Source organism: Tamlana sp. s12 (assembly GCF_016767215.1).
In the GTDB taxonomy this organism is placed as follows: domain Bacteria; phylum Bacteroidota; class Bacteroidia; order Flavobacteriales; family Flavobacteriaceae; genus Pseudotamlana; species Pseudotamlana agarivorans.
The window spans coordinates 3612136-3636847 of the sequence record NZ_CP068547.1; the positions used below are offsets into that span (position 1 = coordinate 3612136).

14 protein-coding genes are annotated in these 24712 nt (G+C 36.4%); 7 read left to right on the forward strand and 7 right to left on the reverse strand.

Annotated elements, in window-relative coordinates; all coding sequences use genetic code 11:
* The first annotated feature begins 86 nt into the window (after window positions 1-86).
* Window positions 87-590: a GTP-binding protein gene (locus JJL45_RS15585; protein ID WP_068604866.1), complete on the forward strand. Its 504-nt coding sequence runs from the start codon at window positions 87-89 to the stop codon at window positions 588-590.
* A 162-nt stretch (window positions 591-752) separates the two neighbouring features.
* On the opposite strand, the gene era is transcribed toward JJL45_RS15585, so the two are convergent.
* The 3 genes from era to JJL45_RS15600 form a co-directional block, all read right to left on the reverse strand.
* A complete protein-coding gene (gene era, locus JJL45_RS15590) occupies window positions 753-1634 on the reverse strand; it encodes a GTPase Era (protein ID WP_068604870.1) in 882 nt (293 codons plus the stop codon).
* A gap of 137 nt (window positions 1635-1771) precedes the next feature.
* Window positions 1772-2368, reverse strand: coding sequence for an FKBP-type peptidyl-prolyl cis-trans isomerase (locus JJL45_RS15595; RefSeq protein ID WP_202664195.1), 597 nt, complete (start codon window positions 2366-2368; stop codon window positions 1772-1774).
* A 178-nt stretch (window positions 2369-2546) separates the two neighbouring features.
* Window positions 2547-3251, reverse strand: coding sequence for an FKBP-type peptidyl-prolyl cis-trans isomerase (locus JJL45_RS15600; RefSeq protein WP_068604878.1), 705 nt, complete (start codon window positions 3249-3251; stop codon window positions 2547-2549).
* A 906-nt stretch (window positions 3252-4157) separates the two neighbouring features.
* On the opposite strand from JJL45_RS15600, the gene JJL45_RS15605 reads away from it, so the two are divergent.
* The gene (locus JJL45_RS15605; RefSeq protein WP_082935993.1) at window positions 4158-5111 is read left to right on the forward strand and encodes an alpha/beta hydrolase; all 954 of its coding nucleotides are present in this window, start codon (window positions 4158-4160) and stop codon (window positions 5109-5111) included.
* A gap of 233 nt (window positions 5112-5344) precedes the next feature.
* Here the strand turns inward: JJL45_RS15605 and JJL45_RS15610 are convergent, their stop codons facing one another.
* The 4 genes from JJL45_RS15610 to JJL45_RS15625 all read right to left on the reverse strand — a co-directional run bounded on the left by JJL45_RS15610 (window position 5345) and on the right by JJL45_RS15625 (window position 13002).
* Window positions 5345-6094 (reverse strand): rhamnogalacturonan acetylesterase, encoded by a 750-nt coding sequence (locus JJL45_RS15610; RefSeq protein WP_068604879.1) that lies wholly within the window; start codon window positions 6092-6094, stop codon window positions 5345-5347.
* Window positions 6095-8092 (reverse strand): pectate lyase, encoded by a 1998-nt coding sequence (pelA, locus tag JJL45_RS15615; RefSeq protein ID WP_068604880.1) that lies wholly within the window; start codon window positions 8090-8092, stop codon window positions 6095-6097.
* A gap of 171 nt (window positions 8093-8263) precedes the next feature.
* Entirely contained in the window at window positions 8264-9043 is a 780-nt protein-coding gene (locus tag JJL45_RS15620; protein WP_068604881.1) for a T9SS type A sorting domain-containing protein, read from the reverse strand.
* A 365-nt stretch (window positions 9044-9408) separates the two neighbouring features.
* Entirely contained in the window at window positions 9409-13002 is a 3594-nt protein-coding gene (locus tag JJL45_RS15625; protein ID WP_082935994.1) for a pectinesterase family protein, read from the reverse strand.
* Window positions 13003-13463: 461 nt separating this feature from the next.
* On the opposite strand from JJL45_RS15625, the gene JJL45_RS15630 reads away from it, so the two are divergent.
* From JJL45_RS15630 to JJL45_RS15650, 5 genes are all read left to right on the forward strand, one after another.
* Complete coding sequence (locus tag JJL45_RS15630) at window positions 13464-15968, forward strand: T9SS type A sorting domain-containing protein (protein ID WP_068604886.1); 2505 nt, start codon at window positions 13464-13466, stop codon at window positions 15966-15968.
* A 462-nt stretch (window positions 15969-16430) separates the two neighbouring features.
* Window positions 16431-19691: a SusC/RagA family TonB-linked outer membrane protein gene (locus JJL45_RS15635; RefSeq protein ID WP_242521397.1), complete on the forward strand. Its 3261-nt coding sequence runs from the start codon at window positions 16431-16433 to the stop codon at window positions 19689-19691.
* 19 nt (window positions 19692-19710) lie between these two features.
* Complete coding sequence (locus JJL45_RS15640) at window positions 19711-21486, forward strand: RagB/SusD family nutrient uptake outer membrane protein (RefSeq protein WP_068604888.1); 1776 nt, start codon at window positions 19711-19713, stop codon at window positions 21484-21486.
* A gap of 31 nt (window positions 21487-21517) precedes the next feature.
* Complete coding sequence (locus JJL45_RS15645; RefSeq protein WP_202664196.1) at window positions 21518-23068, forward strand: DUF5123 domain-containing protein; 1551 nt, start codon at window positions 21518-21520, stop codon at window positions 23066-23068.
* 181 nt (window positions 23069-23249) lie between these two features.
* Window positions 23250-24566, forward strand: coding sequence for a polysaccharide lyase family 1 protein (locus JJL45_RS15650; RefSeq protein ID WP_202664197.1), 1317 nt, complete (start codon window positions 23250-23252; stop codon window positions 24564-24566).
* The last annotated feature ends 146 nt before the right edge of the window (window positions 24567-24712 follow it).

Genomic DNA, 24712 nt, shown 5'->3' on the forward strand with positions numbered 1-24712 from the left:
GCTTTGTCTCATCTTTTTTATGAAAAGAATAAAATTTACCCCGTATCAAAAAAAATAGTATTTTACTAACCCAAAACCACTGCTCTATGGCATTATCCAACGATATTGTTTTACGTCCGAGATTCAAAATTGAAATTCCTCAATACAATGAAGTCATTTTAAGTGATTTTAAAAATGCAAAAACCACGCAATCCGATTTTATTGTATCTGTTATCGACGAGCATGTTTTTATTAAATTCCCCAAGGCGAAACAAACCTATTGGTCGCCCCAACTCCACCTAGAAATAAATGCTATAGATGAAAACTCGAGTCGTATTTATGGCTTATTTGGTCCGAGTCCTACGGTATGGACATTATTTATGTTTTTACACTTTTTAGTGGCGAGTATTTTTATTGGCTTCGGAATTTGGGCCTACTCCAATTGGTCGCTAGAACAAGATTATGCCATTCAGTTTAGCATTGTCCTTTTTATGATTATAATTTGGATCGCTTTATATTTTGCAGGAAGTATAGGTAAAGCCTCTAGTATTAAGGAAATGCATTTGCTAAACGATTTTATGTACGAGGTTCTAAAAAAAGAAAAGCCTTAATTGCAGAAACAATTAAAGCTTTTTAAACCAACTAACTCAAACCTATTTTTTATACTTACGCATGATTAAAATCAACTAGTACCTATGAAATAGAATTCTGAGGCAAACTTACAGTCTATATATTACCCAAGTGTTACCTAATTAACAAGTTAGCATTAGTTTTTAGTTGTTATAGCCAAAACGTTTTAACTGATTCGCGTTACTACGCCAGTTTTTATTGACTTTAACATATAATTCGATGTGAATTTGTTTTCCAAAAAAGGTTTCTAAATCTTTGCGGGCTTCAACACCTACCCGCTTTAATGCACTACCCTTATGTCCAATAATAATACCTTTTTGAGTTTCGCGTTCAACCATAATAACCGAACGTACTCTAATAATGTTTTCCTCTTCAAAAAATTCCTCTGTATCTACTTCTACGGCATAAGGGATTTCTTTTTTATAGTGTAAAAGTATTTTTTCGCGTATAATTTCATTCACGAAAAAACGCTCTGGCTTATCGGTTAACTGATCTTTAGGATAAAACGGTGGTGATTCTGGAAGTAATTCTATAATTCTATTAAATACTTCATTTACATTAAAACCTTCAAGCGCTGAAATGGGATAAATTTCGGCATTAGGCACTTTCGAAGTCCATGCTTGCACTTGTTCTTCTAATTGGGTTTGATCTGACTTATCTATCTTATTTAATAATAAAAGTACAGGAATTTTAGAGCTTTTAATTTTATTGAAAAAGGCTTCATCTTTTAAAGCTTGCTCGCCTATTTCTACCATATAAATAAGCACATCGGCGTCTTCGAAGGCAGATTTAACGAAATCCATCATCGACGCCTGAAGCTCGTAAGCTGGTTTTATAATACCAGGGGTGTCACTTAAAACTACTTGAAAATCGTCGCCATTAACGATACCCAAAATACGATGCCTTGTGGTTTGTGCTTTAGAGGTAATAATAGATAATTTTTCACCTACAAAGGCATTCATTAAAGTGGATTTACCCACATTAGGATTCCCTATAATATTTACAAAACCTGCTTTATGGCTCATACGATTCTTATTTTAAGCTACAAAGTTACAACTTGCACGGCTTATTCTGTGTAAAATATAGTTACAAAAAAAAAATAGACCTCTTGCCTTTGAAGTTACAAGGCTAGAAAACTACTAGATTAAGGTGCTAGCTAATACTACAAAATCTCGAGTAATTCAACTTCAAAAATTAGAGTTTCATAAGGTTTTATGGCGCCTCCTGGTCGTGGATTTGCGCCATAAGCCAAGTCATGAGGAATATAAAATATGTATTTCGACCCTTCAGGCATGAGCTGCAAACCTTCGGTCCAGCCTTTAATAACTTGTGAAACTTCAAATTCTATGGGCTCACCACGGTTTACCGAACTATCAAAAACAGTTCCGTCGATTAAAGTACCATGGTAGTGTACCTTAACTTTAGAATCTTTAGTTGGCTTTGCTCCTGTGCCTTCTTTTAAAATCTTGTACTGCAAACCTGACGCCGTGGTATAAACCCCTTCTTTAGTTTTATTAGTCTTTAAAAAAGTGGTCCCTGGTTCTGATAGCTTCTCTTCCTCTGCTTTTTGTTTTTTTAGAAAATAATTTCTGATAACGTCCTTTGCAGCCGCTTCGTCAATTAAAGTGTTACCATCATTTAAACTGGCAACAAAGGCTTCAAAAAAGACATCACTATTAAATTCATCAAAGCTTGATTTTACATTTTTTGCAACATCAATACCTATGGCATAACTCACAGAATCTACGGCTGTTTGCATTTGACTTTGCGCTTGGGTAAGAGAACAAACACACAGGAAAACTGCGATTTTTATTTTAAGATAATTCATTTTAAATATTTAAATAGGTTAGGCAAAATAAAGAAATAATTTGGTTTTAAAGCAAAAAAACAGGAAGCTTAGCTTCCTGTTTTTCTATATATTTAAGTATCTAAATCTCTTATTTAACTTCTAAAAGCTCAACATCAAAAATTAATGTAGCATAAGGTTTAATTGGTCCTCCTGGTCTTGGGTTCGCACCATAAGCCAATTCTTGAGGAATGAAGAACTTATACTTAGCGCCTTCAGACATTAATTGTAAACCTTCTGTCCATCCTTTAATCACTTGTGTTACTCCAAATTCAGTAGGTTCTCCTCTATCAACTGAACTATCAAAAACAGTTCCATCAATTAAAGTACCATGATAATGAACTTTTACTTTCGAATCTTTTGTAGGCTTAGCTCCTGTACCTTCTTTTAATACAATATATTGTAAACCACTAGCTGTAGTTTGCACACCTTCTTTAGATTTGTTTGACTCTAAAAATGCAACACCTTCTTCTTTGTTTTTCTCACCTTCTTCAACACGCTTAGCAGCTTCTTCTTGTTGTTTCTTTTGGAAAAAAGCTCTAACAACCTTTTGTGCCGTAGCTTCATCCAACAATATGTTTGTTGAATCTAAAACATTCGTAAAACCTTGAACGAACAATTCATTATCAAAATCATCAAAACTCATTTTTACATTCTTTGCAACATCCATACCTATAGCATAGGATACAGAATCCAACTCGGTTTTAATAGGTTTATTTGAAACCGAAGACTGATTATTACAAGATACCACTAGTAAAACTAAAGTCAATAGACTTAAACATTTCATTATTTTCATTTTAACATTTTTTGTTATTCGAAGCCAAATGTAACAAAATTATAGGGACAAAAAAAAGAAATTAATCCGGACACAAACTCGCAATCTAGCTTTTCAAAATAAGCACAAAAAAAACTGTTCAACCTTCTTGAAGACTGAACAGTTTTAAACTAACCAAACATTTTATATGAAAAACGAACCACTGTTTTACATTAACAGGACAAAGTTCCGAATAAACCAAAGTGTATTTTATGATAAATGTCATAAACCCACACCAGCACTGTTAAACATGTGTTAAACGACTCTTAAAAACTACTAAAACACAAGCTGAAAACTACTTTTTGAGAACTTATTACGAATGATATCATTCCTTTTAGAATAATATAAAACACCCATTTTTAAATGCTAGAAATCGAAGCAAAAAAAAACTGTTCAGCTTTCTCGGAGGCTGAACAGTTTTAAATTAACCAAACATTTTATATGAAAAACGAACCACTGTTTTACATTAACAGGACAAAGTTCCGAATAAACCAAAGTGTATTTTATGATAAATGTCATAATCCTACGCCAGTGCTGTTAAACATCTGTTAAATACACAAAGGACTAATTATAGCAATCGAACAACTCTGAGTGAGAATTTCAAATTAAATAGACTAATTCATTATTTGTCCGAAAACAGCTATAATCCTAGCGTTCTATTAGGGTTAATCACATTTTATTAATGTTAAATTTTAACATAATATTAGGGGATTTAATGAAAATACGTATTTTTCGGCCAAAATAACACCATAACCGATCTCAAAAATATTCCGTGAATATTTTAAAAGGTTAAAAGCCCAAATCAACTAACCGTAGTTCTTTGCATTTTTCAACACTTCTCCCTCAATATAGTTGAAGTTGCCTTGAGCTCGAACTAAAATTGACATCATGAACTTATTATCCAAAATTAGTAGTCTACTATTATTTATATTATGCTGTACTCCTAATTGGACTATCGGACAAACAAGTGAAAGCACCTACAATTTGGTAGATATTTATAAGGCAACCAAACAGAATTACGATTCTGCTAAAATGATTACGCCTTTAAATACCGAGGACATTAAATATAATGAGGACATTGTATATAAGAAAACCCGTTATAAAAAATTAGAATTAGACGTCTACTGTCCTTCTAAAAAGCCTAAAAAACTTATGCCCGCGGTCATACTCGTTCATGGAGGCGGTTGGCTTACTGGTCAAAAAGAAAACCAACGTGTTATGGCACAACACCTGGCACAAAACGGTTTTGTTGGTGTTTCAATTGCCTATAGTTTGAGTTTAGAAGCGCGATATCCTGCTGCCGTTTTCGACGTGAAGGATGCCGTTAGGTGGGTTAGAAAAAACGCTAAGAAATATAAAATAAATCCAAACCAGATTGCTGTTATGGGTGCCGATTCTGGAGGTTTATTAGCTACTTTGGCAGGAGTAACATCTCACCTTAAAATTTTTAGCACAGATGATGAACCTTCTGATGAAATTCAAGCAGTTATAAATATTGATGGCATTGTGTCGTTCGTTCATCAAAACGCCCCTGCTGAAAATAGCATGGCCAGCATTTGGTTAAACGGCTCTAGAGATAAAAATGAAAATGCCTGGAAGGAAGCTTCTCCACTACAATACGTTGGAGAACACACACCTCCTATACTCTTCATTAATGGTCCGAATCCAGAAATTAATGCTGGAAAAAGCGATATGACAACATTATTAAAAATATTCCAAACCTACACCGAAACTCGTACCATCCCAAGTGCTCCGCCAGCATTTTGGTTAATGGATCCTTGGTTTGATATGACCTTGGATTATAGTGTAGACTTTCTAAATAAAGTATTTGGACAATCGTAATACTTTCCGACTAGAATTAAGGTTGGTGCAAAAAAAAACTGTTCAGCTTTCTCGGAAACTGAACAGTTCTAAACTAACCAAACATTTTATATGAAAAACGAACCACTGTTTTACATTAACAGGACAAAGTTCCGTATAAAGTAGGATGCATTTTATGACAAATGTCATGAATCCAGATCACCACTGTTAAAATGGCGTTAAAATGACTGATGTGAGTCAGAAACTTGGGTTGTTTATTTTAATAATTTTGATATATCAGGTACGTTTTTCTTTAGTTCAGCAACCGCTAATTTGGCTACTTCCGTGGCCCCTAGTTTAGATAGATGGGTATCATCATGCTTAGCTTCTTTATAATAAGAAGACGTTCCCGCTTCAAAATGAAGATGTAATAATTTTGATTTCTCTACGCCGTAGCTTGTTTCCAAAATTTCTGTTTCATACTGAAGGTCTATAAAAGGTACATGGTATTCTGAAGCCACCAAGCGCACTTCTAAGGGGTAAGCTCCATGGGTATCAATGAATACGCCTTCCTCATTAAAATTACGTCGTACTATAGATGAAAATAAAACGGGAATAGCGCCTTTTTCGCGCGCTTCTAATACATAATTAATCAAATTGTGACGGTAGGTCGTATGCGGATTCGTATAGCGTTCTGGTGATTTTTCCTTTTGGTCGTTATGCCCAAACTGGATAAAAACATAATCGCCCTTTTTTAAGGTTTTCAAAATGGCATCCCAACGTCCTTCGGCTCTAAAACTTTTAGAACTTCTGCCGTTTACAGCACGATTTTCAATAGTTATTCCATCTTTAAAAAAGGATGGTAAAACTTGCCCCCAGCCATGCTCTGGGTTTTCATCTGGATTCTTTTTGTTAGCCATGGTAGAATCGCCTATCATATATATGGTTGTATTTTGAGCAAAACCATTTACTGAAAATAGGATGGCTAAGGCAAGAACGTATTGTTTTAATTTAAGAAATATCATTTATTTATGGTTTTTACTGAAATCGGTTCCTAAAATATTATCAACGGTGTATTTTTTGGCTTCTTTCTTAGATAATTGGTGCGACCAATTAACGCGTTTGTCTGGCTGAAAACCAGCCCCTGAATTGTTATATTCGGCATAAAAAACTGTTTTTTCAGCTTCCTTTTTATTCCAATTATGCCAGCCTAAAGGTAAAATTTGACTACCTAATTCGCAATACAAAAAAACCGTTTTGGCATGTAAGCGCCAAGGTCTCCCCAGGTATACGGCATCAAGATTGGCATCGGCTGTAAGTTTACAATTTTTAAACACATAACCGAAATCCTCACCTTGGGGTGTTGATGCCGCTGTGATGTATGAATTTGTTTTGCTGTGAATTTGACAGGCGTCAAACAACACTGTAGCCTCACCAAAAATGAAATCGGTACTGCCTTCAATATAGCAGTTTTTAAAATACTGTTTATAACCTTCGCCTGAAGTATACAAGGTGTCTTGAAAACCTAAAAGTTTACAATTTTCAAAATAGCAACGGTTAGCATTTACAGAAAGTGCAATCGCCTGCCCAACAGGTCCTGCCGAGTTTTTTATAGTTAAATTTTTAGCAATAAAATCGTCGCCTTCAATTAAAACTGTGGATGTATGAAAGGTGCTGTTTCTACCTAAATTAGTTTTAGAGAAATAATCGTTATATGAAATGATGGTATGTTCTTGACTTTCTCCTATTAGAGTCACTTTAGTATTCCATGAATACACATGAACTTTTTCGTTATATAACCCGTTTTTTACATGAATAATAACCCGTTGGTAAGGAAAGGCTTTAGCTGCATAAATAGCATCCTGTATGTTATCGAAATCACCACTACCATCTTTAGCCACCACCATGTTATAAGGATCTTTAGCTGATTTTTTTACAAGCTTCGCATCGTATTTAGACTTCCATTTGGGGTATTTAGCTAAAATTTTTCGAGGCGTATCGGTATACCAAGCATAACCACTGCGTCTTTCGATACCGATTTCGGATAAAGTGGCTTTTTTTACACCATCACGATCGCAGAAAAACGGTGTATTATCATCGAGTTCCATAAAACGCGCCCAAATGGGATCGGCGTTTTGGTCTTCAATCATTTTTACATCGATATATTTTCCATTTTTATCTCGAATGGGCTGGCGTTTTAGGTTGGTTATTTTTACTAATTGAAACCATGCTACCGCTTTATTTACGGCATTTATAATTTCTGATGAAGGCTTATCTATGGACATTAAAAGCGATACAATGTTGGCAGACTCCTTTCCGCTTAATGATGGTAATTCATAAGAACGAGCTTTTGCAGGCTCTAGGCTATGTTCGTCATACTGTGCACACCAAGCGGTTAACACGCCGTTTTGTTTGTATTGTGTTTTAAGGATACAGTCGATGCCCTTATTAAAAGCCTCCTCTACTCTAGACGACAAGTCTGGAGACAACGTAATAGACAATTCATCGGACTGCTCCTTCAAGGCTTTTAAAAGCTCGAGGATGTTAACCATGGAATCATCGTTGTAAGTAATATGGGAATAATAGCCTTTTCTTAAGGGGTAAAACTGAGGCCATCCCCCATTATCGTATTGGGCTTTCAATAAGTATTGAACCCCTTTGATGAACGCCGATTTGTAGCGCGGGTCGGGCACCTGCTGGTATACCTTAGACAAAAACAACATTTCTTGAATGGTAGCGCCATTATCGGTAGTCACATCTTTACTGCTCGACTTTAGTTTTTTTAAATGAGATATTTCTGAAGGACTTAAACCCTTTTGCATTTGAATATTCTTAGGCCAGCCTCCAATATCGCGTTGGTAAAGCAATACATTTTCTGCTATGTCTATAGCTTCCTCTGAAGCAAACCAAGCGCCTTCATCTTGATGCACAATTCTACTCCATGATTTGGGATGCACTTGTGCCTGTACTTGCTGACAAAATACTATAATAAAGCCTACGAATAACAGCTTAAAATCTCGCATAAGTTTCGTTTATTTAATCGATTGCATAAAAATACTAAATATGATACATTTAAGCCTCTTAATTACTAAACAAAAGCAGAAATATCTAAGGTAAATTATTCTAAAAGCAAAAAGGGCATCCATAATGGATACCCTCTTTTAGTTCAAATAAGTTATTGTTGTGGTAACAATTTATTTTACTAGTAATTTCACTGATTTTTCGCCCTCAAATGTTTTTACGGTTGCGATGTAAAGCCCCGTTCTTAAAGAAAATCTAGTATCACCAGAAGTGTTTAAAGATTTCACTAAAGCTCCTGTAAGCGAGTAAACATTAATAGAAGTTGCACTTGAAACATTTGAAACTAACACTTGGTTTCCAACCGCTTGTATTTGAGTTGAGACTTTAGAATCAATATCCTTATTACTTAAAAGGGTAGAACTCACCTCTATTTTATAATAGTTTACAGCGTTATCAGATGAAAAAATATGAATATCAGTTCCCGCACCGGTATAATCCACTTCTAGGTAACGCGTATCTGTATCCCCTGGACTATCCAGTTTAGCTAAAACATTCCCATTACCATCGCTAATAATTAATGCACGAGGTGTACTTGTCCCACTAAATCGGTACCAAACTTTAACAGCTACTGGACCGCCTACTTCAAAATGAAAGTAACGACGCGTTGGTAACCCATCTGTACCTACCGCACTGTGTCCTTGACCTCTAAAACGATTTATTGATGTATACCCATCAGACCAGGTTTGAGCATTTGGTTCTCTTTTTCCAAAAGTTGAACCTCCAGGCACAATATTTAATCCTCGTATGGTAGTTGTTGTGGCGTAATCATCCCCTTCTGGAAATTCTGAAGTATTACCACCTAAGTCCCAAACTTCATCAGAGACTACTTGTCCTTGTATTGTTACCGAAAAAAGTAAAATTGGTAAAATAATTAAAAGTAATTGTTTTTTCATTTTTAAATAGTTTTTAGTTATTAAATTTAGTTATTGTAATCGATTGCCTAAATTATATATTATTTCTGATTAAACAAAATAATTTTCATTTTTATCATCATAATTTTTGCTTATTCGTGAAAAAAATATAGTTCTGTTACATATTTATCACCTATTAACGTTAAGAGATTCGGTTTTTCCTAAATAAAAAGAGGCTGTCCTAAAAAGTTGATTTTACATCAATCTGAATTTATTTCAGATGCCCATAATCATTATTTTTTTTAATGATATGATATTCTGTATCGTTTACAGAATAGCTATTTGTTCCACTTTTTGAGACAGCCTCCTAATTCTTGAAAAACCTAATTACTAGGCTTACTTGGTTATTAATGTGCTAAAACTTTAACTACTTTAACACCATCGGCATCCTTAACCTTAATAATATAGATGCCATTATTTATTTGAAAACTACGATCTGTAGCGGTACTAAATGTTTTTACAACGGCTCCTGTGATATTGTATACTTCAATCTTAGTATGAGATTTCACGTTCGCTATATACAAATGACCTTTATAACCCTTAATTTGTACAGTATTGGTAGCTTCTGTCGGATTAGTCACATCTAAAACAAACGCTCCTATGGGGTCCCAATTGTCGTTGCCCTTTGTAAACTCAAACGGTACAGCATCGGTCCCATCTTTTAAAACAGGAGTTGTTAACATAGTAGACCATGATGCACGGCTTCCAGAATTATCAACTGAGGCCTGCTCTATGGTTCCATATTCATACATTAAATCCGATTCGCCACCTAAAGAACTTGTCCACCCCACTGGATTAATTAGAGACAAACCTTCAGAACCTGGGTAGGTTGATGCATCGATAGTCGTTTCTAAAAACACAACTTCACTAGTATTAGCGCGCCAAGGGCGGCCAAAATAACCTGGTTTAGAACCATGTTGAGAAGCTGTTTCCACACCTGGAATAGTAGATTTAACATGACATTGGTACATTAAATACCCTCTACCACTGTCTTGTTGAGCTGCTGTAATATAAGCCGCATCACTAGAGTAATCGCTGGTGTTTAATACAAAATCGGTTTGATAGAATACAGCTGTCATTCCTCCAAAAATATAATCTACAGCACCCATCATAGCACCTTTATATACTACAACACGAGATCCTGTACCACCGTAAAAAGTATCTTGACGCCCTATAACGCGGCAATTATTTAAGGTTACTTTATCGGTGTTATTAGCAATACCAATAGCAGCAGCTTGGGTGACATAACCTTTAGATCGGTCTTGTACATCGGTGTTACCGTAATCTGTTGGTCTTACAGGTTCTGAGGCTGAATTTTTCGCTTCAACAACATCTTGTGACTCTTTTAAAGATATATATTGATTGAAGGAGTTTTCCAGAATAATATTTTCGGCAGTAAATCCGTCAGCAGCAACAACAACTGTCGCATTCCAATACGACGATCCGCCACCTGTTCCTTCTTTATTTTCGTAGTTCGTGTATCCGTTTGCTTTGTTAACCGCTAAGGCTTCAGCACTCCATTTGTTGTCTGGCCCTTGGCTATAGAAGTTATATTTTTGTCCGTAATAAGACGTAATTCTAACGGCATTCGCATCAATATCAACACCCTTATTCAGAATAGCAATACTTGGAGATGAAGATGCATTTTTTAAGGTGACATTTTTGACGTTAATCACTAACATTTCTTCATAGTTCCCTGGATCAATTAAAACCGTAACACGCTCATCATTTGGGCGGTCCATTTCGGCTATAGCTGCTAAAGCTTCCTTGATAGTAAGATAGTCTTTACCAGAACCTACAGTAATTGTGTCGGCAAAAGCTACCGCTGGCGTCACTTGAATATTAGTAAAATAAGTAGTACCTAATACATTTAAAGTTACAGTTCCTGCTGTAGTCTCGGTATACATATATTCAACACGTTCTATCAAACTGGTGCTGTTACTATTTCCTATTACAGGTGTTCCACCTTCAATAGTAAAATTCGCTTGATAGTAATAAGACACAATCATTTTATCGCCCGGATTCATAGGCACTTCAATGGTATTTGAATTTCCTGCTACTAAGTGTCCTTTAGCTACTTCATTTTTAACACCAGAAATCACTAAACCTTTGTAATGTGTATCGCTTGTTACGATGTCTTTATCATCAAAACTCCAGTTTGTAACTGGGTTAAAGGTTAAATGGGTAGATGTATTAGCTCCGTTAACAGTTAAATTTGCAGTTAAAGCCAATTCAAGCGCATAAACGTCTAAACCACTATAACTTACCGTATACACGCCATCACGTAAAGCTACTGCATCAACATCGGTAAAACTATACGCATAGCTATTATCATTTAAATTGGTAAAAGTTAATTCCAACGCAGCATGTTGTGTAGCATCTAAATCTGGCGTATTAATATCTACCGTGTACAATGGTTTTGCTGTAAAATCTATATCGGTAGTTTGTGCTGATGTAATGGTAATGGTACTGCTCGCCATTTGATAATCATCTACACCTTCAGAAATAATAGTATAAGCAACACCCGACTCCAGGTCTACCGAGTAAGTCGCCGCACTTGTATTTATAGAAACAATCGGACTATAAACCGTATTTACAGAAGGATCTGGCTCATAGGTTAATGTTAATTTACTTAAATCGGTTAAACCTGTTATAGATCCAGTTAAGGTATGTAAGTCTACTTTGGCAACAGTAACATCGTGCGTGGTTGTCGCGTTAGTCGCATCAAAGGTTAATCCGCTTGAAATCACATACCCATTAGCGCCACCAAGGCTTAGGTCGTAGCTATGACCAATAGGCAAAGCAACATTACAGCTTCCAGACGAAACAACTTCTGAGAATACTTTCCCAGTTTCACGATTGGTAAAATCTAAAGTATAGCCGCTAGGAATTCCTGCAGCAGCAGCCTCATCAATACTCACGGCTACAGTAACAAATTCGGCTGGTTTTCTAAGTATTCTATAATAACTAGGTTTGTCTACAGGATCGTAGATTTTAAAAGTTCCTGCACTTTTTGCTACAAAATTTATTTCTTGTAAGGTTGCTCCAACAGTAACCACATCATTTTGATCGCCTGCCGTTGTGTTTTCAAAATGAAGTTCACCTACACCATTTTGAGCCAACATGAATATCGTGATCTCATCATCTTCATCTAAATTGATAGTCCAAAGTCTTTGCATACTTGAAGACGCCCCATTTTGATATATTCTTCCTGTATACCCTGTTACGCCATTAATATTTTCATCGGTACGGGTTAGATTGGTATTAGTAGTTCTTAATCGGTCTGAACTAGGCTTTCCTGTCCAGTTTAACAGACCAGCATCAAATGATTCTGGTAGGTTTTCACCTGAAGTTCCAGGAGCTACACCAGGGTACCAAGTATTTATTGCTGCTTCATCGAGCATATTGTCGTAAAGAAACGCATCAAGTTGTTCTGCACCAAAATCCCAAACTTGCGTTTTCACCACGGTAACTGAGGTATTAACAACTTCAATTTTCGGCGTATAAGCATCAGAGCCTGTAAAAGCGAAATACAAGGTAGTTGCTCCTCCTAAATAGGTGTATTCGTAAGTTCCCGTTTTATCGACAGTGACTTTTACATTGTGACTTCCTAAATCTGATCCACCAGATATTGTGCCACCATCCATATTTCCGTTACTATGAACAGAACCATAAAAACGTACCGTAGTATTACCACTTGCAACATCTAACTCTAAAATATTTCCGCCTTTAAACACATAACCATAGCCTGAACTGTGGTAATTTGTGGTGGCATCAGGCGTTCTAATTTTTCCATCAGCAGAGGCTAATATCCCCGACCCAGGAGAGGTCTCTGTTAAATTAGTTTCAACGCCTAGCTCGTAGGTCGTTGTTGTTTGTCCGTATGACATAAATGCCATAAGGAACAAAGCCATCATCATAAAAAAGGAATTTTTTTTCATTGTACTTTTAGTTTAGGTTATTATTTAGTTTAGTTGCGCACCTTTATTTTATTAGTTGACCCCTTCGTTTTTTTCATTTTGCAAAGGGATGACTAGTATGGAGTGCTTTATTTATAGTTGATATAAGAGTCAATCATAAGATGGTAATCCCTCCTTTCAAGGCTACATTATAAATTGCAGAGAGAAATCACGAAATTACAATCGATTGCACGAAAGTATAAGATTTATATGAATTTACAAACTACACATCGTATAATTTAACATTTGCTCAAAAAAACAAGCATTAATTTATAAGATTACTAATATCTATACCGCTGACATATTAAATATTTGCCCCTTTCATCGAATAAAATGAATTTTGAATCGAATTAATAAAAATAAATATATTTTTGAGCAATCGATTACATTTTATTGTAATTGATTTAGCAACAAACCACTAATAACTAAATACAACTTGAACTATGTTAAAAAAATTACTTTTTATCACCGTGTTTATGCTGACTACCCTCAGCATTACAGCACAAAACATTAACATTACTGAATCTGACGGATGGTTAGAATCTGCCTTTGTAAAATGGGATCCCATTAATGGCGCCGACCACTACAACGTGTATTACTCTGGCGAAGGATATACCAACAAAAAAATTGACGATCAACTTATTAGATGTTACTCGGGTTACCAACGCGCCGACATTCTAGGACTTAAAGCAGGCACCTACACCATAAGTGTTGCAGCTGTAGTGTCTGGTGTTGAAGGTCCGCTTAGCACAACCGGAAACATCACTGTTTTACCTCACGATCGAACAGGGTTTGCTTTTGCCAACGGAGGCAACCCGAGTGCCTATAACCTAGATGGTACTGTAAAATCGGATGCCGTTATCTTATACATAACCGAAAACACCAAAAACACCATTGAATTAAACGTCACCGGAGCAAACGCTAACCCTTGTGTTGGTCTGCAAAACATTTTGGAAGGTTTTAAAAAAGGTCAAGATAATCGCCCTTTAATTGTTCGTTTAATCGGACAAATTACTGATTTAGATTATATGGATAAAGGTGATATTGTTATTGAAAACAAAAACAATACATCGCAATCTACAACTTTTGAAGGTGTTGGCAACGATGCTACGGCAGATGGCTGGGGTATTCGCATTAAAAACGCTAACAATGTTGAAATTCGTAACATCGCTACTATGAATTGCGACAGTGATGAAGGCGATAATATTGGATTACAACAAGACAATGCTTATGTATGGGTACACCACAACGATTTCTTTTACGGTGGCTCAGGAGGTGATTCCGACCAAGCTAAAGGCGATGGTGCTTTAGACAGTAAAAGATCGGGATATGTAACCATTTCATACAACCATTTTTGGGATTCTGGAAAATCTAACCTCTTAGGTAATGGCACCGAATCTCCTGAATATTTAACTTATCACCACAACTGGTACGATCACTCAGATAGTCGTCACCCACGTATTAGAAGCCATAGTGTGCATGTATATAACAACTATTACGACGGAAATTCTAAATATGGGGTGGGCGCTACAAACGCTTCCTCAGTATTTGTTGAAGCTAACTATTTTAGAAACTGCAAGTACCCTATTCTTACCTCTATGCAAGGGTCGGATGTATTTGATGAAAGTAAAAACGCTAACGATTATAGCAACATGCCAACTTTTTCTAAAGAAGATGGCGGATCAATTAAAGCTTACAACAACTATATTGAAGGTGCGCGACGCTTTGTAGCCTATGGCGATTCCTGTTTTCCAAATTCTACAGTAGATTTCGATGCCTATGTGGTTAACAGTAGAAATGAAACGGTTCCAAGCTCTGTAACTTCCTATAAAGGTTCGAACACACATAACAACTTCGACACTAATGGGACTATCATGTATAGTTACACAGCAGATTCACCTGAAGATGCTAAAAACAATACCATGACATATGCTGGCCGTATGTTTGGAGGTGATTTCACTTGGGCTTTTAACAATGCCACCGACGACACGTCGTACGATGTAGATTCTGCTTTAAAAGCGAAACTAACAAGCTACACCACATCATTAGTATGTATTCAAGGTGATCAAGGTCCCGATCCAGAAATCACGCTTAATGCTACACCTGCCGATACTTACGTAACACTTAATTGGTCGGTGAACCATTATGCTGCCACTTCATATTCCATTTACAGAAACACGAGTACAGATATAGCTTCAAGAACTAAATTAACAGATATCAGTGATGCGAGTATCTCAACCTATGAAGACTCCAGTGTAACAAATGACACCGAATATTTCTACTGGGTCGTAGCTGATGCTGCCGTAGAATCGAATGTCGCTTCAGCCACACCATCATCAAATCCGATTATACCACCTTCAGGAGATGAGGAACATAACTATACCGAATCTGGAAAAACCAGTTCTTTTTATAACATTAACGGTAATCTTTCAACATCTAAAGGTACGGTAACATACCATGCATTAACCCTAACACAGTGTTTAAAAATTGAATCGTCTACCAGCATCACATTTAATGCCCCTAGCGGAGGAACCTTAACCCTAGTATTTAACGAAGATCAAAGTGGCAGTATAAAAATTGACGGGGTATCCTATAATATTGTAAATGGAATAGCTAGCATAGACCTAGACGCAGGAAGTCACGAAATAACAAAAGGTGATACGGCCAATTTATATTATATGAATCTGGAATACGACACCTTAAGTATAGACAGTGAACAATCAAATACAATGAAACTTTACCCGAACCCTGTAACTGACTATCTATATATTAAGGCTTCTGCTCAAGTTGAAAAGGTAGAAATTTACAGTATACAAGGTGTATTGGTACAGAAACTAGAATCAAAAAACCTTCACCAGTTAAACTTAAGTGAACTTAAAACAGGTGCCTACTTAATAAAAACGTACTCGGGACATCTAGTTACTGACAAAATAATTCTTAAAAGGTAGCCTTGTAATTTCAACCTACCATTCAAAACACCCCTCTATAAAACAAACCATAGAGGGGTGTTTCATTTTTACTCCAAGATAGCGCCACTTCCGTGATTTATATTATATCATTTTTAACATAAATAAGGTAATAAAATTAACATTTAAGGGAAATCAAAATCAAATATAATAGCATCTCAACTTTCAAATCATAGAATTATTCTATTTTTTTAGTGCTTTGTAATGAATATTACTTATTTTTTTTGCCATAAATTTATAATTAGACAAAAAAATGATTAGCGAACAAATCTCGACAAAAAGAAATATTTTAACATTAAACTAACCGATTATTAACTTTTAATTTGGATTTTATTATAATTCACATATCTTTGTGTAATCGATTACAAGTAGTTGCACTAAACAACCAATTCAGTTACTACAAATCGAGTAGATAAATATTTTATAACTAAACTTTAATACTTTATGACTAACTTTTTTTTATCAAATCAAATTTTTTCCTTTCTAAAAGGAAAAAAAATTAGTCCCTATATAAAGGTGCCTTTGGCCCTATTTGTAGGATTGCTAATGTTAGGCGCTCAAAGCGTTAATGCTCAAAATTCGATTACCGTTACAGGAGAGGTACTGGATGGTGATATAGGTGGCCCTCTACCAGGGGTAACCATCCTGGTAAAAGGAACTAACAAAGGTACGACGACAGACTTCGATGGTAACTATACCTTACCAGATGTAGATTCGAATGCAACTTTAGTGTTTTCTTATGTAGGATACTTATCGCATGAGACCGCTATTTCTGGTAAAAGTGTTATTAATGTCACACTTAAGCCAAGTTTAGAATCTCTAGACGAAGTTATCGTAGTAGGTTACGGAACGACACGTAAATCGGATTTAACAGGTTCGGTTGCTAATGTTGGTGGAGATGTTTTAGAAAAACAATCCATTGCCAGTGTTGGTGAGGCTTTAACAGGCCGTATTGCCGGTGTACAAGTAACTTCTGCAGAAGGTTCTCCTGATTCTGAAGTTCAAATTAGAATTCGTGGTGGCGGATCGATTACACAAGATGCTTCACCTTTAATTATTGTTGATGGTTTCCCGGTTAACAGTATGAGCGATGTATCGCCTACAGATATCGAAAACCTTACGGTTTTAAAAGACGCTTCTTCAACGGCCATCTACGGTTCTCGTGGTGCCAATGGTGTTATTATCATTACTACAAAAAGTGGTAAAGCAGGAAAAATTCAAGTAAACTTCAATGCCTTTTACGGAGCTAAATCTATTGCTAATACCATTGATGTATTAGATCCTCAAGATTTTGTAAACTGGCAATACGAATATGCCATGTTAAGAGAAAACCCAAGTTCTTACGAAAAGTTCTTTGGTTTATGGCAAGATCAAGACCAATATGATGGTGTTAAGGGTAATGATTGGCAAAAACAAATTTACGGGCAAATGGGTGAGGTACAAAGCCGAAACCTATCGATTCGTGGTGGTTCAGAAAAAATTAACTACAACTTTAACTATGCTTTATATGACGAAAAGGCCATCATGGTTGGATCTAATTATAAAAGAAACAACTTATCGTTTGCTTTAAAAAATAAAGCTAGTGACAAGGTGGATTTAACTTTAACCTTCCGTTACTCTGATACGGAAATTACGGGTGGTGGTGCGAACGAACAGAATTCAGCTTCTTCTTCCGATGGTCGTTTAAAACACAGTGTATCGTACTCGCCTATTCCAATTTCTGGACTTAGTACTGATGAAACAGATCCAGATATTCAAAATCAATTATTTAACCCTTTTGTTTCTGTTGAAGATAATCAACGTATAAAACTCAGAAAAAACTTTAACCTTTTAGGAAGTTTTGCATGGGAATTAGCGGAAGATTTAACCTTTAAAACAGATCTAGGTTTAGATAATTTTTACAACCAAGATTACAGGTTTTTTGGTAAAACATCTTACTATTCAAGAAACAACACCTTAGAGGGGCTTGGTAACCTACCAGCTTTACAATTTACGGACCAAAAAACAGAACGTTTTAGAAACGCCAATACATTAAACTACGATTTTAATAAAGTATTGAACGAAAATCACAATTTAAAAGTGCTTGTTGGTCATGAGTGGATTTTCACTAGAAACAATAGATTAACAAATACTGTTCAAGGATATCCTGAATTTTTCGACATAGATGAAGCTATTAAATTAACAACAGAAGGTGTTCCTGTTGGAACGGATAACTACTACAGTCCAGACGACAAATTATTATCATTCTTTGGTCGTGCTAACTACAGCTTAAAAAACCGTTACTTATTAACAGCAACATTCCGTGCCGATGCATCAAGTAAATTTTCTGAAGAAAACCGTTGGGGCTATTTCCCTTCTGCTGCAGTAGCTTGGAAAATGTCTGAAGAGCCTTTCTTAGAGGATGTTAGTTGGATTAACGCCCTTAAACTTAGAGTAAGTTATGGTGAGGCTGGTAATAACGAAATTCCAGTGGGTCAAACCGTACAAAACTATAGATCTAGTGAAACTTTACGTATTAATGATGTTACCAGTTTTTGGGCACCATTAAATGTACTAGCAAACCCAGACTTAAAGTGGGAAACGACTATCACACAAAACTTAGGTCTTGATTTCGATTTATTTAAAGGTACATTAAGTGGTTCTGTTGAGGTTTACAAAAACATTACAACCGACTTATTAATGAACTTCCCAACACCAGGAACTGGTTATGATACCCAATATAGAAATATGGGTGAAGTTCAGAACTCAGGTATAGAGGGGGTATTAAACGTTGCTGCGATTAATAAAGAAAACTTTGGTTTAAGTTTCGCGCTTAACATGTCTAGAAACGTTAATAAAATCAACTCTTTAGGAATCATGGAAGATTTTGGAGAGGGTACAGGATGGGCCTCAACAAATATTAACAATGATTACGAAGTAGCTGTAGGCGGACAATTAGGAACCATGATCGGTTTCAAAAATGCAGGACGTTATGAAGTTGATGATTTCAACTATGACCCTACAACGCAACAATACACCTTAAAATCTGATGTTCCTGACAGTGAACCTGTTATTGGAACGTTAAGACCAGGGTCTATGAAATTAGTAGACGTTAATGGAGATAACGTTGTAAATGATGATGATATCGGTGTTATTGGTAATGTAAATCCTGATTTTACAGGTGGTTTAACGATAAATGCTTATGCTTATGGATTTGATTTCACGGCTGCATTTAACTGGAGTGTTGGAAATGAGGTTTACAACGCCAACAAAATTGAGTTCACTACAGCAAACGTTGCTCAAGGCCAATACAGAAACTTAAGCTCTATTATGGGAGAAGGTGAAAGATGGAACAACATTGATCCTAACACAGGGCAATTAGTTACAGATCCTACACAATTAGCTGCCATGAACGAAAACACAACCATGTGGTCTCCATTTATGCAAAGATATGTATTCAGTGACTGGGCTGTAGAAGATGGTTCATTCTTAAGATTAAACAATATTTCTTTAGGGTACACAGTTCCTGAAAGATTTTCGTCGCAAGCAGGTTTATCTAAATTAAGATTTTACTTATCTGCTAACAATGTGTTTATCCTTACTAACTACTCTGGTTTAGATCCAGAAGTAAACACGAGAAGAAAAACACCATTGACACCAGGGGTGGATTACTCGCCATATCCAAAAAGTAGACAAATCATTTTTGGACTTAACCTTAACTTTTAATAAAAAGATTCTTTAGAAGATGAAAAATAAATTTTTAATAATTACAGGATTACTAATAGCAGGATTGCTAAGTTCTTGCGGTGACGATTTCATGGAAGCTCCAGCAAAATCGACACTTGATGAGGAATTAATATTCTCTACCCCTGGTTTAACCAAGGGAGCTATTGATGGTATTGTTGAACCGATGATGGAAACCAACTCTTACCGAGGACGTTTTATCCCGTTTTACGGTACAAATACAGATACAGAATTTTTATACGATTCTGAGAATGACGGTGATGCCGAAGGCGAACTAGCACGATATGTTGCCACAGCGAATAACGGTTCTATGAATCGTGATGATAATGCTTGGGCCATGATGTATAAAGGTATCGAACGTGCTAATTTATGTATTAGAGGTTTACGCACTTACGGCAACCCAGAACCAGGAACCGAACTTGGACAATATTTAGGTGAAGCTTTAACATTACGTGCCCTCTATTATGCCGATTTAATGAAAGCTTGGGGTGATGTAGTCGCACGTTTCGAACCTATTAATAGCGAAACCGTTTACTTACCTAAAAGTAGTCGTGATGACGTTTACAAGCAAATCATTGAAGATCTAGACGAGGCTTCTACCCTAGTGGCTTGGCCAAACCAATCCGCCCTAACAACTAGTGTAGAGCGTATCAACAAAGCCTTTGTTAAAGGTTTAAGAGCACGTTTAGCGATGGTGGCTAGCGGATACCAACAATATCCTGACGGCATTAGACGAAGTAAAGACCCTGAATTATCGGTTGCTAACATGTATCAATTGGCCTTAGCAGAATGTCAATCTATTATTGGAAGCGGAACTGTAAGCCTATTCCCTACTTATGAAGGGCTTTGGAGAAATCTTAACGAAGAAAACCTAACTGCTGGTTTAGAGTCGCTTTGGGAAATACCTTTTGCGCCGGGTCGTGGTCGTGTTACCTATACCTTTGGTATTCGTCACCTGAGCAAAGATCAACATACTGCTCAAGCTAGAGGTGGTAGTGCAGGACCTCCTGCAAACTTATTCTACGATTTTGATGAAGCTGATGAAAGAAGAGATATTAGCTGTATTCCATACGAGTGGGGAACTGCTGTAGATGGTTTTTCTAAACAAGAATACACAGACTCTAAAAGATGGTATTTTGGCAAGTACCGCTACGAGTGGATGAACCGTATCGTGTCATCAGACAACGACGATGGAATGAACAAAATTTATATGCGTTATGCCGAAGTTTTATTAATTGCTGCCGAAGCTGCCAACGAATTACAAGGTCCTGGCGCTGCTGCACCCTACTTAAAAGAATTAAGAAGTAGAGCCTTTAAACCTGCCGATCATAGTACAAAAGTGGATACTTATGTAAATGCTTTAGGTAGCAAACAAGACATGCTTAATGCTATTATCGAGGAGCATAAATTTGAATTCACAGGTGAAATGGAGCGTAAACAAGCGCTTATCCGTTGGAACTTATTAGGTACCAACTTAGCGGAAACAAAAGTTAAGTTAGCTACGCTTAAAGCCCGTGATGGTGAATATAGCGATGTACCTTCTACAATTTACTATAAGTATGCTGCAGATGGCGAAACCTTAATTACTTACGGATTAAACAGAGGTGAAACCTTTAACCCAGGAGCTGATTATACCGCTATTAATTGGGATAGAGTAACACAAGATAGAATTGACTACCTATACAGCGCAGATCCTGACACCAAACAATTCTGGCCAATTTGGCAAGTATTTATTGATGGTAGCAATAACACATTGACTAATGATTACGGTTATTAATCATAATAAAACAACTAATAAGCATATGATTATGAAAACTAAATATTTATATAAAACCATCTTCGCCTTGGTACTAACTGTGCTCGTAAACAGTTGTGGGTACAACGAAGATTTAGTAGAAGAGTTAGACTTTAAAAGAGAGTTCGCCCCTGTAGGCCTAAAAGCAACCGTTAGAAATCAAACTTATGTGGAACTAGACTGGACCATAGAAGAAGAGGTTTCTGATTATATTGTTGAGTTTAGTGCAGATGACCCAGATTTTAATACCATTTTCTTGTCTCAAGAAGTGAATAGTTCTGAATTACCCGTTACCATCCGATTAGAAGGTGAAACCGTTTACTCTATTCGAGTACAAGCACTTAGCTCTAGAGATTTAGACGATTCAAAATGGGCATTCGGTGAAGCAACCACTTTATCTGAGCAAATTATGGAGCCTTACCAACCAGGTGATGCTCAAGCGACTTCTGCCACATTAAGATGGGAGCCTGGATCAAATGTTACCACTTTAAATTTTAACGACGGTGCTGTTATACACAACATTACAGCTGATGAAAAAGCAGCTGGTGTAGCCACTGTGACAGGTTTAACTTCAGAAACTGAATATTCTGTTATTTTATTTAATAACACAAAAAACAGAGGGCAAGCAACTATTACAACAACCATTGCCGTTGGAAATAACACTTTACTTTCTCCAACTGATGATATTGTTAGTGCTATTAATAATGCTATGCCTGGAGACATCATCCTTTTTAATGAAGGCGATTACACAGCCCAGTCGGCTGAAGTAGATTTAACAAAATCAATCACCTTAAGAGGTTTACATCCAGATTTCAAGCCACAGCTTAAACTAGCCTTTTCAGTATTAGCTGGTGCAACCGATGTTAGCTTAATTGATTTAGTATTAATGGGAGAAGGTAACGGACAAACAATCAACCAAGATGTAGTAAGATATAACGAGGCTGATAACTACAACTCGTTAACTATTACAGGCTGTGTTATTAGTGATTACAACAAATCATTTATAGCCGGTAGCACGACAGACGCTATCATCCAATCGGTAGTTGTAGATAATTGTATCGTTACAGACATTTGGACTAATGGAGGTGATTTTATCGACTTTAGAAACTCTAATGTGTTTAATATTTCGGTAACCAACACGACATTTAACAACTGTGCTCCAGAGCGCGAGTTCTTTAGAATTGACGATGCTGGTTCGCAAACACAAAATGGTAAAAACTGTAATATTATTTTGAAAAACTGTACGTTAAACGCTTGTTCAAATAAAAGTTCAGAAAGATTGATGTATGTAAGATTCCAAACGAATACTATTACTTCGCAATACAACCTTATTACTAATACAGAATGTAGAGGTTATTCTGATCAAAGTAGAACAGATCAAAATCCAACATTTGGGGGTAACAATTACTACAATGCTGATGGGTTCTATGACGTAAACGAAAGAGTTCACGACACTTCTGGATTTACTGAAAACCCTGGGTTTGTTGATCCTTTAAATGGCGACTTTACGGTAACCAATCAGTTAATTATAGACAATAACATTGGTGACCCACGTTGGTTATAATCCTTGGTTTCATTAATTTGTGTTAATAAAAAAGGTATGCCATGTGTATACCTTTTTTTGTTAACTAAAGTCTGTTTAATTGAACACCTTTTTTCTTCAGAAAATCTAATAAAGCATTTAAATAAGTCTTGAAAGTACTGAAATACATATTTTTATAATGAATAAAAACACATCGTTTTTTATGATCAAAAAAACACTTTTATACCTTATCCCCCTACTCCTCGCCTGTTCTATCCATGCCCAAGACTTAGCTTTCCCAACGGCTGAAGGGTTTGGACGATTTGCCACAGGAGGTAAGGTCGGACTCATATACACCGTAACCAACCTAAATGATAGCGGCGAAGGCAGCCTTCGTAAAGGCATACTTAAAAAAGGACCACGAATTATTGTTTTTGCGGTATCTGGAACCATCGAATTACAATCCGACTTGGATGTAAATCGTGGCGACCTCAGCATTTTAGGACAAACCGCACCTGGTGACGGTATCACCCTCAAAGGCTACCCGTTCACCATAAAAGCCGATAATGTGATCCTTCGTTATTTAAGGTTTAGAATGGGCGACACCCACAATGTTGAAGGCGACGCCCTAGGTTGTAGAAATACCAACAATGTAATCATAGATCATTGTTCTATTAGCTGGGCTACCGATGAAAATGCATCCTTTTACGATAATACAAATTTCACCCTGCAATGGTGCATCATATCTGAAGCCTTAAACCGATCGGTACACAAAAAAGGCGCTCATGGCTATGGCGGCATATGGGGTGGTGTGAAAGCTTCATTTCATCATAATTTATTAGTTAGCAACAACAGTAGGAACCCAAGATTTAGTGGTTCTAAAACCACAGCAAACTCTGAAAATGAATTTGTAGATTTCAGAAATAATGTGATTTACAACTGGGGGGAAAACAATATTTATGGTGGCGAAAAAGGGCGATACAACCTCGTTAATAACTATTTTAAATCGGGACCTGCAACAACCTCATCAAAACTAGACCGTATCGTAGATCCTTCCCAACCTTATGGTCAATTTTATGTGAACGGCAATTATGTGCATCGCTTTGAGGCCATCAGTAAAAATAACTGGAATGGCGGTGTACAGTGTGAAAATCCATTGGAGACTAAATTAGAATCTGAAATCTCAATAAACCAGAACATAAAAACCGATACCGCCGAAGAGGCTTACGAAAAGGTATTAAAATATGCTGGCGCGAGTTTATTTAGAGATGCGCCAGATGCTAGAGTGGTTCACAACACCAAAGAAGGAGGTGCTGATTATAAAAACGGTATCATTGATTCCCAAGATAATGTAGGTGGATGGCCCATTTTAAAATCTGAAGAAGCTCCAGTAGATAGCGACAAAGATGGCATCCCGGACGACTGGGAGAAAAAACACAAACTCAATCCCAATGAAAATGATGCCCATTTAAACAGTTTGGATAGTCAGTATAGTAATATTGAGGTTTATATAAACCAATTAACTATTAATCCACTGTAAAATCGAAGTCTGACTCCATTTAATCCAGCTAAAAAATCAGTAAAACAAATTATCCTAAATAGATTAGACAATTGGATGCCAAACTTTTAACCCTATACCCTTTTAAAAGAATTAAAATAATTAGCATAATATTATCCAATAAAATT